General features: G+C 69.7%; 14 protein-coding genes. 12 read left to right on the top strand and 2 right to left on the bottom strand.

Going from position 1 to position 14,795, the window contains the following annotated elements:
* Positions 1-10 precede the first annotated feature (10 nt).
* Together KBY19_RS16720 and KBY19_RS16715 are read right to left on the bottom strand one after the other, a co-directional pair.
* Entirely contained in the window at positions 11-436 is a 426-nt protein-coding gene (locus tag KBY19_RS16720) for an ester cyclase (protein WP_099885613.1), read from the bottom strand.
* Positions 423-2,003, bottom strand: a complete 1,581-nt coding sequence (locus tag KBY19_RS16715) for a BCCT family transporter (RefSeq protein WP_185018793.1) — start codon at positions 2,001-2,003, stop codon at positions 423-425. Before KBY19_RS16715 ends, KBY19_RS16720 begins: the two co-directional genes overlap by 14 nt.
* A gap of 269 nt (positions 2,004-2,272) precedes the next feature.
* Between KBY19_RS16715 and KBY19_RS16710 the strand changes: the two genes are divergently transcribed.
* The 12 genes from KBY19_RS16710 to KBY19_RS16655 form a co-directional block, all read left to right on the top strand.
* Complete coding sequence (locus tag KBY19_RS16710; protein ID WP_210966054.1) at positions 2,273-2,902, top strand: amino acid synthesis family protein; 630 nt, start codon at positions 2,273-2,275, stop codon at positions 2,900-2,902.
* A complete protein-coding gene (locus KBY19_RS16705; protein WP_210966053.1) occupies positions 2,899-3,474 on the top strand; it encodes an amino acid synthesis family protein in 576 nt (191 codons plus the stop codon). The genes KBY19_RS16710 and KBY19_RS16705 overlap by 4 nt, the downstream gene beginning before the upstream one ends.
* Before the next feature lie 5 nt (positions 3,475-3,479).
* A complete protein-coding gene (locus tag KBY19_RS16700) occupies positions 3,480-4,211 on the top strand; it encodes an alpha/beta fold hydrolase (RefSeq protein WP_099885609.1) in 732 nt (243 codons plus the stop codon).
* Entirely contained in the window at positions 4,204-5,691 is a 1,488-nt protein-coding gene (locus KBY19_RS16695; protein WP_210966052.1) for an aldehyde dehydrogenase, read from the top strand. Before KBY19_RS16700 ends, KBY19_RS16695 begins: the two co-directional genes overlap by 8 nt.
* A 1-nt stretch (position 5,692) precedes the next feature.
* The gene (locus KBY19_RS16690; protein ID WP_210966051.1) at positions 5,693-5,974 is read left to right on the top strand and encodes a tautomerase family protein; all 282 of its coding nucleotides are present in this window, start codon (positions 5,693-5,695) and stop codon (positions 5,972-5,974) included.
* Positions 5,971-7,014 carry an LLM class flavin-dependent oxidoreductase gene (locus tag KBY19_RS16685; RefSeq protein ID WP_210966050.1) on the top strand — a complete coding sequence of 348 codons (1,044 nt, stop codon included), beginning with the start codon at positions 5,971-5,973 and terminating at the stop codon, positions 7,012-7,014. Before KBY19_RS16690 ends, KBY19_RS16685 begins: the two co-directional genes overlap by 4 nt.
* Before the next feature lie 421 nt (positions 7,015-7,435).
* The gene (locus KBY19_RS16680) at positions 7,436-9,007 is read left to right on the top strand and encodes an ABC transporter substrate-binding protein (RefSeq protein ID WP_210954992.1); all 1,572 of its coding nucleotides are present in this window, start codon (positions 7,436-7,438) and stop codon (positions 9,005-9,007) included.
* Between the two features lie 2 nt (positions 9,008-9,009).
* Positions 9,010-9,966, top strand: coding sequence for an ABC transporter permease (locus KBY19_RS16675; RefSeq protein WP_210954993.1), 957 nt, complete (start codon positions 9,010-9,012; stop codon positions 9,964-9,966).
* The gene (locus KBY19_RS16670; protein WP_210966049.1) at positions 9,963-10,868 is read left to right on the top strand and encodes an ABC transporter permease; all 906 of its coding nucleotides are present in this window, start codon (positions 9,963-9,965) and stop codon (positions 10,866-10,868) included. The genes KBY19_RS16675 and KBY19_RS16670 overlap by 4 nt, the downstream gene beginning before the upstream one ends.
* The gene (locus tag KBY19_RS16665) at positions 10,868-12,595 is read left to right on the top strand and encodes an ABC transporter ATP-binding protein (protein WP_210966048.1); all 1,728 of its coding nucleotides are present in this window, start codon (positions 10,868-10,870) and stop codon (positions 12,593-12,595) included. The genes KBY19_RS16670 and KBY19_RS16665 overlap by 1 nt, the downstream gene beginning before the upstream one ends.
* Positions 12,592-14,610 (top strand): CocE/NonD family hydrolase, encoded by a 2,019-nt coding sequence (locus KBY19_RS16660; RefSeq protein WP_210966047.1) that lies wholly within the window; start codon positions 12,592-12,594, stop codon positions 14,608-14,610. Before KBY19_RS16665 ends, KBY19_RS16660 begins: the two co-directional genes overlap by 4 nt.
* Positions 14,607-14,795, top strand: a 189-nt coding sequence (locus tag KBY19_RS16655) for a TetR family transcriptional regulator (RefSeq protein WP_210966046.1), incomplete at its 3' end; no start/stop codon positions are given. The genes KBY19_RS16660 and KBY19_RS16655, both read left to right, overlap by 4 nt.

Raw genomic sequence — 14,795 nt, 5'->3', positions numbered from 1 at the left:
GTCATGCTGCTCAGTCCTGTCCGACGTTGATGATGCCGAGCGCCGAGAGCAGGGCGCTCGGGTCCCATGTCACGAATTCCTCGACGATGCGGTCCTCCTCGAACCGTGCGAAAGTCGCGCCGCCGACTTCCACTCGCCGCTTGGTGGCCGGGACGCCCATGAGGGAGCCCTCGTGGCTTCCCCTGCTGTGCCAGCGGATCGCGGCCCGATCGCCCTCGATGACGATGTCGTCGAGCGTGGTCGAAAGATCCGGGAACGCGGAACGTGTGGCCAGAATCGACGCCTTGAACGTGCGCAGGTCCTGGGGAGGCGTTTCCCTGCCGTGCCGGAGGTAGTCGCCGCTGAGGAGATTGTCGAGTGCGTCGACGTGGCCGCGGTTCCAGGTATCTTCCCAGATCTTCTGGATGAGCGCGCGACGGGATTCAGTGTGCGGCATCGGCCTTCTCCTTCTCGACGGGAGTCCTGCTCGGCTCGGTAGGGTTCTTGGTTTCGTGTCGCACGTCCGATGCCAACTCCTTCCCGAACGACACCGCCAGGCAGGCGATGATCGCCAGGAAGGGCAGCGATGTGACGATCACGGTGTTCTGCAGCGCGCTGAGGCCGCCGGCGAGCATCAGTGCGACCGCGGTGACGCCGGTGAGGATGCCCCACAGGACGAGGACGGAGCGGGGCGGTGCGAGTGAGCCGTTGGAGGTCATGGAGCCCAGCACATAGGTGTTGGAGTCCGCGCTTGTCACAAAGAAGATCACGGCCAACAGGACGGCGATTCCCGATGTGACCCCGGACAGGGGGAAGTGCTCCAGCGTCGCGAAGAAGGCGTTGCCGAAGTCGGCAGCGGTCTGCTTGGCGACGTCTCCGCCTTCGAACAGGTCCACATGTATGGCCGCGCCGCCGAACACCGCGAACCAGGTGAAGAAGGCGAGGCTCGGGACCGTCAGAACTCCCATGATGAATCCGCGAATCGTTCGGCCGCGGGAGATACGGGCGAGGAAGACGCCCACGAACGCTCCCCAGGAGACCCACCACGCCAGCATGAAGTAGGTCCACAACTGCATCCATGCCAGTCCGCCGAAGGCGGTGCCCTGCAGGCTCATCCGGAAGAAATCGCCGGCCCACACGCCGATCGATTCGATGTAGAGATTGATGAGGAAGACCGTGGGGCCGACGATCAGCATGAACACGAACATCACGACGGCCAGGGTGCTGCTGGTGTAACTCAGCACCTTGATCCCCTTGTTGATGCCGGTGACGGCCGACAGGGTGAAGACGGCGGTGATGGCCGCGATGATGACCACCTGGGCGACGGAGTTGACGGGCACGCCGAACAGCCGTCCCATCCCGTTGTTGATCTGCAGCGCTCCCAGCCCGAGGGAGGTGGCCGTGCCGAAGAGCGTGGCGAAGACGGCGAGGATGTCGATCGCCTTACCGGCCGGCCCGTTGACCCTGTTCCCGAGAATCGGCGTGAACAACTGGCTCACCAGAGGGCGCCGTCCCTTGCGATACGTCGAGTAGGCGATGGCGAGACCGAACACGGCGAAGACGGCCCAGGCGTGCAGACCCCAGTCGAAATAGGAGTACTGGAGCGCGCGGACTGCGGCCTCGTGGGTGTTCGGCTCGGCGAGTCCGTGCGGTGGTGCGGCCAGGTGCGAGATGGGCTCGGCGACGCCGTAGGAGACCAGTCCGATGCCCATCACGGCGCCGAGGAGCATCGCGGTCCAGGCCGGGGTGGAGAACTCCGGTCTGTCGGTGTCCTTGCCGAGCCGGATACCGCCCGCGGGGCTGAAGGCCAGGAACACCAAGAAGATCAGGATGCCCAGGGTGACGACCAGGTAGCTCCAGCCGAACGACGTGGTGACCCAGTTCAGGGAAGCGGCCGTGACCCGGTTGAGGTTCTCGGTGAAGAGAGCCGCCCAGGCGACGAAGACCGCGGCGACCCCGATCGATGTCCAGAAGACGGAGCCGAGCTCACCTGTCCTCAGGGGGCGTTGAAGCTGTCTGGACATGAAACTCCTCGCGTCGGGCGCCCACAGGCCGCACTGGCATACAAGACGGCTCCCACAGGGCCGCTGGTATGCAAGAGACCGTAAGTGACGTCACAGTCGTGGCGTCAAGGGTCGTGCAGCGATTTATACGTCCACCCTGCTGCCACTCCAGAAAATGCCCAGTTCAGAGCGGCCACGCAAAGCTTTCGACGCTCAACTCCTCGTACTCGTAGCTCGAAATCGACGGATCGACCTTGACCGCAGCGATACGGATACCTACGGTCTCTGCCATGCAAGAGAGTGATGCTGATCCCTCTGCTGAGCGGATCGGACTTCGTAAGCTCGTGACGTACCGAGACACCGTGGTGACCGAGGCGGGACGGGCTCCGGATCGCCCCGCGCAACGTGCCAGCGTGGCCGCGGTCCTGCGCAATCCATGGATCGACGCTGCGCCGCTCGCCGATCTCGCCCCGGAGCAGAGCCGGATCGGGCCCGTGCTGGCGAAGCTCCTCTCCGCCCGGCTCGCGCAGACGCTCGGCGGGGTGGACCGGATCGAGGCCTTCGGAAAGGCCGCGGTCGTCGGCACCGGCGGCGAGCTCGAACACGCCGGAGCGCTCATCCACACGCCGTTCTTCGGCAATCTGGTCCGCGAGCTGCTCAACGGCGAGTCGATCATCTGCTTCGCCGACACCCGGGCCGTAGCAGGCGAATCACTGGTCGTCCCCCTCTGGCACAAGACACATGCCCCGACGCGCAGCCACTACCAGACCATCAGCGCACGAGTCCCCGACGCCCCCCGGGCCGACGAGATCGTCGTCATCGCCGCCGCATCCACCGGTCCTCGCCCGCACCCCCGCATCGGGGACCGCAGGACGGACCCGGTCGTCACCACCCGCACCCTGGAGGAATCACTGTCATGAACGTCCGCAAGATGGTCACCGTCGTCGAGGAGATCCGGGCCGAAGGCGGTCGACCGGTCAGCCCGCCGGCCACCGTGGCCGTCGTGGCCGCCGTGATCGAGAACCCCTGGGCCGGTCAGGGCTTTGTCGAAGATCTCGCCCCGGGGATCGAGGCGAACGCCTCGGACATCGGCGCACTGCTCGCGCCCGCAGTGCTCGAGGCGTTGGGAGCCCCCGCCGAGGCGTACGGCAAGGCCGCCGTCGTCGGCCTCGGCAAGGCCGCCGTCGTCGGCCTCGACGGGGAGATCGAGCACGGGTCGGCACTGATCCACACCCTCAAGTTCGGTGACCACTTCCGCAAGGCTGCCAATGCGGGCACGCTCCTGCCCGCCGTCGAGAAGCGGGGCCCGGCCGGCGTCGTCTTCGACATCCCGCTCAAGCACATCACCGATGCGACGATCCGCTCCCACCACCAGTCCGTGGAGGTCCGGGTCGCCGACGCTCCGCACCCGGACGAAATCATCGTGGGGCTGGCCGCCGCGGCGCAGGGGCGGCCCCAGCAGCGACTGGCGGCCCTCTCGACCGAGCAGTAGTGGGAATGAGCAAGCCCACTCTCGTACTGCTGCACGGCGTCGGGCTCGACCGTACGATGTGGGAGCCCACCGCCGAGCTGGTGGCCGACCGCTTCACCCTCGTGACGCCCGACCTGCCCGGACACGGGCGGAACGACCCCGCTCCGGCAGGCACCACCCTTCGGGACCTGGCGCTCGGTGTCGCAGCCGAGATCCCTGAGGGGTCCCATCTGGTCGGCTTCTCCCTGGGGGCCCTGGTGGCCCAGTATCTGGCCCTTCACCGCCCGGACCGCGTCGCCACACTGACCTCGGTCAGTTCGGTGTGCCGTCGTACACCGGCGGAGCGGGCGAAAGTCCTCAAGCGCCTCGACGCGGCACGAGCCGACTTCCGGGCAGCGACCGCCGCTTCGCTGCGGCGGTGGTACGCGGGCACCGACGTCGCCGCAGAGTGGGTGCGCCGCACCGAGGCGACCCTGCTCGCCAACGACGTGGGGTCCTTCCGCGCGTGCTATCGGGTGTTCGCGACCGCTGACGCGGAAATCGGTCCCGCTCTGCCCCGCATCACCACCCCCGCCGTGGCGGTCACCGGCGAGAACGACCCGGGGTCGACACCCGAGATGACCCGGCGGCTCGCTGCGGCACTTCCGAACTGCAGATCCGTCGTCGTTCCCGAGGCACGCCACATGCTCCCTGTCCAACGCCCCGAGGCCCTCGTCGACTGCTTCACCACGCTCATCAGGGACAACACTCATGGCTGATCTCAAGAAGCTGCAGCACTTCATCGGCGGCGCGCACATCGAGCCGTCCTCCGGGGAGTACTTCGAGAGCACGAACCCGGCAACACGCCGGCCGCTCTACCAGGCGGCGAGAGGCAACGCCGCCGATGTCGAGCGAGCCGTGGCCGCAGCGAGAGAGACGTTCGAAGACCCGCGCTGGCGCGACCTCAGCCAGACCCGACGCGGGCACCTCCTGCGCCGGCTGGGAGATCTGATCGCACAGAACGCAGCGGACCTCGCGCGTATGGAGACGAGGGACAACGGCAAGCTGCTGCGCGAGATGCACGGGCAGTTGGCCGCCCTGCCCGAGTACTACCACTACTACGCCGGTCTGGCCGACAAGATCCACGGCGACGTCGTTCCGACCTCCGACCGGAGCGTTCTCAACTACACCTGCCGCGAGCCGCTCGGTGTGGTGGGCGCCATCACCCCGTGGAACTCTCCGATGACACTGACCAGCAGCAAGCTGGCGCCCGCGCTCTGCGCCGGGAACACCGTGGTGGTCAAGCCCTCGGAGCACACCTCGGCCGCGCTGCTCCGGCTCGCCGAACTCGCGCTGGAGGCCGGATTCCCGCCCGGCGCGGTCAACGTCGTCACCGGCTTCGGGGCGGAGGCCGGGCAAGCCCTCGTCGATCACCGTCACCTCGCGAAGATCTCGTTCACCGGCAGCACCGCCACCGGATCCCGTATCGCCGCAGCCGCAGCCGGCCGGTTCATCGGGTCGACGCTCGAGTTGGGCGGCAAGTCGCCCAACATCGTCTTCGAGGACGCGAACATCCCCAACGCCGCCATGGGGGTCGTCGCCGGCATCTTCGCCGCCGCAGGTCAGACCTGCATCGCCGGCAGCCGAGTGTTCGCACACCGGTCCGTCTACGACGAACTGCTCCAGCGCGTGTCCGAGCGGGCCGGGCGCATCCGCATGGGCGATCCGATGGAAGAGAGCACCGAGCTCGGCCCCCTGGCCTTCGAGGACCAGCGGGACAAGGTCGCCGGGTACGTCGATCTGGGGCGCAGCGAGGGGGCCCGCGTGCTCACGGGTGGCCGCCCCTCGGACGGCGGCCTCGGCGGCTACTTCTACGAGCCCACCATCTTGGTCGATGTGGACAACAGCATGCGCGTTGTGCGGGAGGAGATCTTCGGCCCGGTTCTCACGGTGATGCCGTTCGAGACCGAGGAGGAAGTCATCCGCCTCGCGAACGACACCGAGTACGGCCTCGCGGCGGGGGTGTGGACCTCCAACCTGGCCCGGGCCCATCGCATGGCCGCACGTCTGGAGGCAGGAACCGTGTGGGTCAACACCTACCGGGCCATGTCGCCGATGTCCCCGCGTCAGGGCTTCAAGGCCAGTGGCGCCGGTGTCGAGCACGGCACCGAGACGATCAAGGAGTACACGCGGCTCAAGAGCGTCTGGATCAACACCAGCGAAGAGCCCGTGGCCGACCCCTTCGTCATGCGGGGCTGACATGCCGCAGATCGACATCACCCTCGCCGAGGGACGCACTCCGGGTCAGCTCCGGGAGCTGATGCACGAGGTCCATGCCGCCGTTCTTCGCACCGTCGACACCAGGCCGGAGTACATCCGTGTCGTGGTCCGCGAGGTGCCGCGGACCCACTGGGCCACCGGCGATGTCTCTGTTGCCGAGATGGATGCCACGAGCCAGACCTCCCCCACCACCGACCGGCACGACAGCAGCGCCGCCGACGGGCAGCGCCCCCACCCCGCACACCAGGAGCAGCAGCCGTGAAGTTTTCCCTGTTCGCGCACATGGAACGCTGGGACGAGAGCGTGACGCCCTCCCAGCAGTTCGACAACCTCACCGAGCTCACGCAGATCGCCGAAGCGGGTGGCTTCAAAACGGTGTGGATCGGTGAGCACCACTCGATGGAGTTCGTCAGCTCCCCCAGCCCCATGCCGCAGCTCGCCCACCTGGCCGCGCGCACTTCGACGATCCGGCTCGGCGCCGGCACCATCGTCGCGCCCTTCTGGCACCCGGTCCGAGCTGCCGGTGAGACCGCGCTGCTGGATGTGATCAGCGGTGGCCGGGCCGAGATCGGGCTGGCACGCGGTGCCCACCAGTTCGAGTTCGACCGGTTGGCGGGCGGGCTGCCGGCAGCCGACGGGGGGAAGCATCTGCGCGAGTTGGTGCCGGCGGTCCGCGCCCTCTGGCAAGGCGACTACGCCCACGACGGGGACATCTGGCGGTTCCCCACGTCCACCAGTGTGCCCAAGCCGGTGCAACAGCCGACTCCCCCGATGTGGATCGCCGCACGTGACCCCGACTCGCACGACTTCGCCGTCGCCAACGGGTGCAACGTGATGGTTACTCCCCTGATGAAGGGCATCGAGGGGGTCGAGAACCTCGTGAACAAGTTCGAGACCGCGGTGGGCAACCACCCGGAGGTGCCCAGGCCCGAGCTCATGGTGCTGCGGCACACTCATGTGCACAGCCCTGAGGACCCCGACGGCTGGCGCCCGGCAGCCGAGGCGATCCAGCGCTACTACCGCACCTTCGACGCGTGGTTCGGCAACAAGCAGACTCCCGACAACGGGTTCCTGGACCCGAGCCCGGTCGAGAAGTTCGAGGGGCGCCCGGAGTTCGAGCTGGAATCCCTGCACAGGACCGCGATGATCGGCACTCCTGACGAGCTCGTCGAGCGGCTGCGCCGCTATGAGGAGTTGGGTATCGACGAGTACAGCTTCTGGATCGACAACAGCCTGCCGCACGAGGAGAAGCGCAGGTCACTGGAGATGTTCACCAAGGAAGTCGTGCCGGCCTTCCAGTGACCGGCACGTGACGCGCCGAACGCCCGTCTCGTCCTGGCCGCCCCGGCCCGTTCATGTCGTCAGCCGCTCATACGGTCGGCCGCTCTTGCGTCGTACGGGTACGCGCGGCCGGGGCGCATCCCCGTCGTACGGGTACGCGTGCGGCCGGGGCGGTCCGATCGGCCTGGGGACGGCGGCCCTCCGTCCCCGCGGAGCGAAGATTCCCGGCGGCGTGAGGGCAGCCGGGCACAAGGGCACACGGAGACTGGGTCTTCCGCATCTCCTGCTCTCTCCCTATTTGCCCGATTGGTCCTCGTGCCCATGGAGCCCTCGCGCGCTCTTTTTCCGCGTTCGAGGGTTGGCTTGAAACCGCCGGGCCGTTATCGTTCACGCACTTCACTCAATCGTTCAGCTGAACGAATAGCGCGGAGGACGGTTGCCCATGACCGAGGCCCACCGCCCAGGACGGCGGTCGCTGCTCGCCGGTGCCGCATGCCTCGGCGCTTCCTGGCTGGTGTCCGGATGTACGGGCACGGCGTCCGTCACCGCCCTGCCCGCGGCGGCGCCGAAGGGCGCTCCGGACCGGGGTGGCACCCTCCGGATAGCCCGCCCGCCCGCGTCGGACGCCGAGACCCTCGACCCCGCCGGCCCCCTGTCGGCGTACGAGTATCTGGGCGCCCTGTACAACCGTCTCGTCCGCGTCGACCCCGACGGCGGCCTCGTCCCCGACCTCGCCGAGTCGTGGGAAGCGGATTCCAAGGCCCGCACCTGGACATTCCGCCTCCGCAAAGGCGTCACCTTCCACAACGGCCACGCATTCACCTCGGCCGACGCGGCGTACACCCTGCGTCACATCCTCGACAAGGCGACGGCGTCCCCGCAGGCGGGCGTTCTCGCCCCGCTCATCGACCCGAAGACGCTGCGCACTCCCGACGCCCACACGCTCGTCGTCCCGCTGAAGTCGCCGCACGCCGAGTTCCCCAGCCTGCTGACGCACTACAACTGCTACGTCATCCCGGACGGGAGCGGGAGATCCATCGGCCGCACCGGCATCGGCACCGGCCCCTTCAGGCTGGAGTCGTTCACGCCCGCGGGCCCCGGCAGCGTCACCGCCTACCAGGATCACTGGGCCGGGCGTCCCGTTCTCGACGCCATCTCCTTCGCTTCGGTCGCCGACATGTCGGCCCGGGCGAACGCACTGCTGGCGGGCCAGGTCGACCTGCTCTCGCAGACCAACCTCGACTTCGCGACGGCCCGCGTGGTCGAGGCGTCGGACCGCGCCACCATCGCCCGTGTGAAGAACTCCCAGTGGTACGTGCTGCCGATGCTCACCACGGAGAAGCCCTTCACGGACGTACGCGTGCGCAAGGCGATGAAACTCGCCTACGACCCCGAGCACGTGGTCAAGGTCGCTCTTCAGGGCGCCGGCACCGCCGGCTGGGACAACCCGGTGCCGCCGGACGACCCGCTGCACATCCGCTCGCACCCCGAGCACGACCCCGACCGGGCCCGCCATCTGCTGAAGAAGGCGGGTCATGAGGGGCTGACCGTCGACCTTCACACCTCCTCCTACGACCCGCTGTTCACCCCCATGGCGCTGGCCTACCAGGACTCGGCGCGGCGGGCCGGGATCCGGGTCCGGGTGAAGACGGCCGCTGCGGACTCGTACTACACGCAGATCTGGATGAAAAAGCCGCTGATGGCGACCTACTGGTACACGGGCCGGCCCATCGACCAGCTCTTCACACAGATCTTCCGCAGCGGCTCGTCGTACAACGAGACGGCCTGGTCCGACAAGGACTTCGACGCGCTCATCGACCGAGCCCGCGCCGAGACCGACGACAAACGGCGCCGCGAGCTGTACGGCGAGGGGCAGACCATGGTGATCGAGAGGGGCGGGGCGATCACTCCGATGTTCGCCGACCGGCTCGTCGGGGTCTCCCGCAAAGTACGCGGATACGCCGAGCACGGGTTCGAGTTCGACTACCTCGCCATCGGCCTGAAGGGAGCCTGAGGATGCTCTCGTTCATCGCCCGCCGCACCATATCGGCCCTCGGCACCCTGCTGCTGGCCTCGGTCCTGGTCTTCCTCGCCGTCCAGGCCCTGCCCGGCGACGTGGCCACCAAGATTCTCGGCAAGGATGCCACGCCGGACGCCGTGGCCGGTCTGCGAGAGCAGATGGGCCTCGACCGGCCCGCCTGGGAGCGCTACCTGGACTGGGTCGGGTCGGCCCTGCACGGGGACTTCGGCACCTCCCTGGTCTCCGGGAAGCCCGTCGCCACCGAGACGGTCGCCCACCTCGGCAACTCCGCGCTGATCGCCCTGGTCACGGTCCTGTTCGCGGTGACCGGGTCCCTGGTGCTGGGCGTGCTCGCCGGTCTGTACCGCGACCGCTGGGCCGACCACCTGATCTCGACCGTCAGCCTCGTCGGCATGAGCATCCCCGAGTTCGTGGTCGCCACCGTGCTGGTGCTGTGCTTCTCGATCGCGCTGCCGTGGTTCCCCGCCGTCGTCCTGTACGGCCCCGACGCGAGCGTCGGTCAACTGCTGCCTGCCGTCTGGCTTCCCGCGCTCGCGCTGGCGACCGTCATGGCCGCCTACATCGTCCGCATGGCCCGGACGTCGGTCATCGATGTGATGGCGAGCGAGTACGTCACCACGGCCAGGCTCAAGGGCCTGTCCACCTGGCGGGTCGTCACCCGGCACGCCCTGCCCGGCGCGCTGCTGCCCACCCTGCATGTGATCGCCCTGAACGTGGCCTGGCTCGTGGGCGGGGTCGCCGTCGTCGAGAACGTCTTCAACTATCCGGGCATCGGCAAACTGCTGCTCACCTCGGTGCAGAACCGCGATCTGCCCGTCATTCAGGCCGTCGCGCTGATCAGTGCCGTCGTCTACGTCGTGTGCAACCTCGCCGCCGACCTCGGCTCCATGGCTCTGAACCCGAAGCTCCGTACGCGCGGGAGGACCCGATGACCGCCCTCGACCCCGCCCCGACCCCCGCGCCGGCAACCGCGCCCGCGCCCGCAAGGGGGCGCACCATCCGTACCTGGCGCACCCTGCGCTCCTCCCGTACCGCCGTCATCGGCCTCGCCGTCGTGGGCGTGCATGTGCTGCTCGCGCTGCTCGCCCCGCTGCTGACGCCGCACGACCCCGTTGCCAACAGCCCCTCGCACGCGCTTCTCGGTCCCGGCCGGGAGCACTGGGCCGGTACGGATCAGTACGGCAGGGACGTCCTCGCCCGGGTGCTGTACGGCGGCCGGTACGCGCTCGGCGTCTCCGCCGTCTCCACCGTCCTGGGGGTCGCCCTCGGTACGGTGATCGGCTGTGCGGCGGCCCTGCGCGGCGGCTGGTTCGACGACATCCTGAGCCGGGTGCTGGACGCGGTGCTCTCGGTCCCGGCGATCCTCGCGCTGCTGGTCGTCGTCACCGTGCTGGGTACCGGTTACCCGGTCATCATCTGCGCCGTCGCCGTGGTGTTCGTACCGCAGGTCGTGCGGGTGGTGCGCGGTGCGGCGCTCGCCGTCGTACCCGCCGACTACGTGACCGCGGCCCGCGCCCGGGGGGAGAGCACCTGGGCGATCCTGCGGCGGGAGGTCCTGCCCAACATCGTCGACGTGGTGTGCGTGGAATTCGCCATGCGGGCCTCCTGGGTCGTCCTGCTGATCTCCTCCCTGTCCTTCCTCGGCTTCGGCGCAGCCCCGCCGACCCCCGACTGGGGGCTCATGGTCGCCGAGAACCGCACCGCCATCACCGTCGTCCCGATGGCGAGCCTCGCGCCGATCATCGCCCTGGCCACGCTCGTGGTGGGGATCAACCTCGCGTCCGACGGCCTGTCCAAGGCCTGGGGCGTGGACCGGATCCGGGAGGGCTCCTGATGACCGCCCTCGTGTCCGTCAACTCGCTTTCCGTCTCCTACCGCTCGGGCGGCCAGGACGTGCCGGTCGTGCGGGAGGTGTCCTTCGAACTCCCCGAGGGGCGCACGCTCGCCCTCGTCGGCGAGTCCGGCAGCGGCAAGTCGACTGTCGCGGCCACCCTGCTCGGCCATCTGCGCCACGGCTCGCGTCTGGACGGCGGGGAAGTCCGGGTGGACGGCCACGACGTCTTCGCCCTCTCCCCCGGCACGTTGCGGCGGCTGCGCGGCGGAACCGTTGCGATGGTCGCCCAGAACGCCGGCCACTCGCTGACCCCGTCCATGCGCGTCGGGCGGCAGATCGCGGAGGCGGGCGGTGACGTCCCGGTGCTCGACCTGCTGGAGCAGGTCAGGCTGCCGAGGCCCGCCGAGCTGGCGCGCCGCTATCCGCACGAGCTGTCCGGCGGACAGCAGCAGCGGGTCTCCATCGCGATGGCCCTCGCGGCCCGCCCCCGGGTCCTTGTGCTCGACGAGCCCACGACCGGTCTCGACGTCGTCACCCAGCGCGGCATCCTCGACCTCGTCGCCGACCTGCGCGACGAACTCGGGCTGGCCGCCCTGCTGGTGAGCCACGACCTGGGCGTCGTCGCACGCATGGCCGACGAGGTGAGAGTGCTGCGGCTGGGCCGGACGGTGGAGTCGGCACCCACCCGAAGGCTCTTCTCCCGCCCCGAACACGCCTATACGAAGCGGCTGCTGGCCAGCGTGCCCCGACTGGCGGACGACGGACTCGCCCTGGTGAGCGAGTCCGGCGAGCGGGAGGTCCGCGCCAGAGCCGTGGTGCCTCCTGAGGCACCGGTGGCCGTCTCCGCCGACGACGTCACCGTCGACCACGGCTCGGTCCGCGCCGTGCACGGCGTCTCCTTCGAGCTCCGGTGCGGCGAGATCGTCGCCCTCGTCGGGGAGTCGGGCAGCGGTAAGTCCACCCTCGCGTGGGCACTCGCGGGCCTGCGCGCGCCCTCCGGCGGCACGATGACCCATCAGTCGGGCGATCTCACCCGCCCCGCGCGCAAACGTCCGCCGGGCCTGCGGCGCCGGGTGCAGCTGGTGTTCCAGAACGCCGACACCTCCCTCAACCCGCGCCGCTCGGTGGGCGACGCGATTCGCCGCCCGCTGCGTCTGTTCGGCACGGCGCCGACCCGGGAAGCGGCCACCGCACGGGCCCGTGAACTGGTGCGGGACGTCCAACTCGACCCGGCGCTCGCCGACCGGCTGCCCGCGCAGCTCTCCGGCGGCCAGCGGCAGCGGATCGGTATCGCCCGGGCACTGGCCGGCGAGCCGGACGTGTTGATCGCCGACGAGATCACCACAGCACTGGATGTCTCGGTACAGGCCGATGTACTGCGGCTGCTCGACGACCTGCGCAGGGAACGGCAATTGGCCTGCCTGTTCATCAGCCACGACCTGGCCGTCGTACGGGGCCTCGCCGACCGTGTCCTGGTCCTGCGTCACGGTGTGGTGGTGGAGGAGGGCCCCACCCAGGCCGTCTTCGCCGACCCCGGCCACCCCTACACCCGCGAGCTGATGGCCGCGGCCCTCGAACCCGATCCCGACGCACGGCCACCCGTGGACGACGTGCCCGACTGGGAGGACACAGCAGACGCCGACGGCGTCTGGACCGACCACGGCCACGGCCACCGCGTCCGCCGCTGGCGCCCCGCAAGCACCCCCCTCGTCGAAGGAGTTCCGTGAAGTACCGCGAGCGGTTCGAACGCCAGGTCGTGCGTGAGGACGTCTGGATCCCCACCCGGGACGGAAAGGTCCGGCTGCACGCGCGCATCTGGCGTCCGGCCGACGCGACGAGCGACCCCGTGCCCGCACTGCTGGAGTACCTCCCGTACCGCAAGAGCGACTGGACAGCCCCCCGGGACGCCCAGCGCCACCCCTGGTACGCGGGCCACGGCTACGCCTCCGTCCGGGTCGACATCCGGGGCCACGGCGACAGCGAGGGCGTACCGGGCGACGAGTACGACGCCCAGGAACTCGCCGACGGCGTCGACGTCGTCAACTGGCTGGCGGCACAGCCCTGGTGCACCGGCAAGGTCGGTATGTTCGGCATATCCTGGGGCGGGTTCAACGCGCTCCAGATCGCCGCCATGGCCCCCGCCCCCCTCAAGGCGATCGTGACGGTGTGCTCCACCGACGACCGCTACGACAACGACGTGCACTACACCGGCGGCGCCGTCCTCGGGATCGACATGCTCGCCTGGGCCGGCACCATGCTCGCCTTCGCCGCCCGCCCACCGGACCCGGCGCAGGTCGGCACCGACCGGTGGCTGCCGATGTGGCGCGAACGCCTCGAAGAGCTCGAACCCTTTCTGCACACCTGGCTGGCCCATCAGCAGCGGGACGACTACTGGCGGCACGGCAGCGTGTGCGAGGACTACGGAGCCGTCGACGCGGCGGTCCTGGCCGTCGGCGGCTGGAACGACCCCTACCGCGACACAGTGCTGCGGCTCGTCGAGCACCTTCCGCACGAGCGTGTCCGAGGACTGATCGGTCCCTGGTCCCACCAGTATCCGGACCGCGGACTGCCTCCCGGCCCCGCCATCGGCTTCCTCCAGGAGACCCTGCGCTGGTGGGACCAGCACCTCAAGGGCCGCGACACCGGTGTGATGGCCGAGCCGTTGCTGCGGGCCTGGATCAACGACCCTGTTCCACCCGCCACGTCCTACGACGTCATGCCGGGCCGCTGGATCGGCGAGACGGCCTGGCCTTCCCCGAGGGTGAGCCGGCAGGAACGCGCCCTGGGCACCGGCGAGGCGCCCCTGGTGATCGACTCCCCCCAGCACACCGGTGTCGACGCCGGCCGCTTCTTCCCCTTCGGCAACGCGAGCGACCTGCCACCCGACCAGCGGGAGGAGGACGGCCGCTCGGTCTGCTTCGACTCCGGGCCCCTGGACGGGCGCGTCGAGATCCTCGGCCGACCACGCGTCAGGCTCCGGCTGGACAGCTCCACGCCGCGCGGCCATGTGATCGCCCGCCTCTGCGACGTGGCCCCCGACGGCTCCTCCACCCTCGTCGCCCGAGGCGTGCTCAACCTCCTCAGCCGGCATGGCCGGGACCGGTCCGTCGAGTGGGTCCCGGGCACCTACGAGGACGTAGAGTTCGAGCTCGGTGCCACCGGTTACACCTTTCCGCCCGGTCATCGCGTCCGCGTCGCCGTCTCCAACACCTACTGGCCGTGGGTGTGGCCGCACGGCGAGCGCGGACAGCTGACCGTGATCCCCGCGCACAGCGCCCTCCTGCTGCCCGTGCGGGCGCCCGGAGAGGCGCCCGGAGCAGAAGAGCCGGTCCGCTTCGAGGAGCCCGAACAGGCACCGCCGCTCCCGGTGACGTACGACCTCCCGGACCGGCCGCGACCCGAACGGCTCGTCACCCACGATGTCGCGGCAGGCGAGTGGACCCTTGATGTCGACCCCCGCTACGGCGGCTCCCGCACCTTTCCGGACGGGCTGCGTTACGAGGAGAACGCCCGGGAGACGTACCGTATCCGCAGCGACGATCCACTGTCCGCCTCGGCCGTCTCCGCATGGACGATCCGGCTGACCCGCGGCGAGGAATGGGACGCCGAGATCGTCGCGCGGACGGAACTGAAGGCCACGACAGCGGAGTTCGTGATGGACAGCCACCTCCGGGCACGGGCGAACGGCCAGACCGTGGCCGAGCGCACCTGGCACCGCACCACCCCGAGGACGTCCGGATGACGGGCGGGAGAAGCCCGCGCCGCGCCGTCGCCGCCGCCGACCGCACCCGGCAGCCCACCGAGGTGCGCCGTCGCCTCATCGTCGAGGCGGCCGTGCCGCTGATCGCCGAGCGGGGCTCCTCCTCGGTCGGCGTGCGGGACGTCGCGGGTGCGGCCGGGGTGTCCGTGGGCACGGTCACCTACCAC

The organism is Streptomyces sp. B15, from assembly GCF_018070605.1.
GTDB lineage: Bacteria > Actinomycetota > Actinomycetes > Streptomycetales > Streptomycetaceae > Streptomyces > Streptomyces smyrnaeus.
This window is presented reverse-complemented; position numbering and strand designations above follow the sequence as displayed.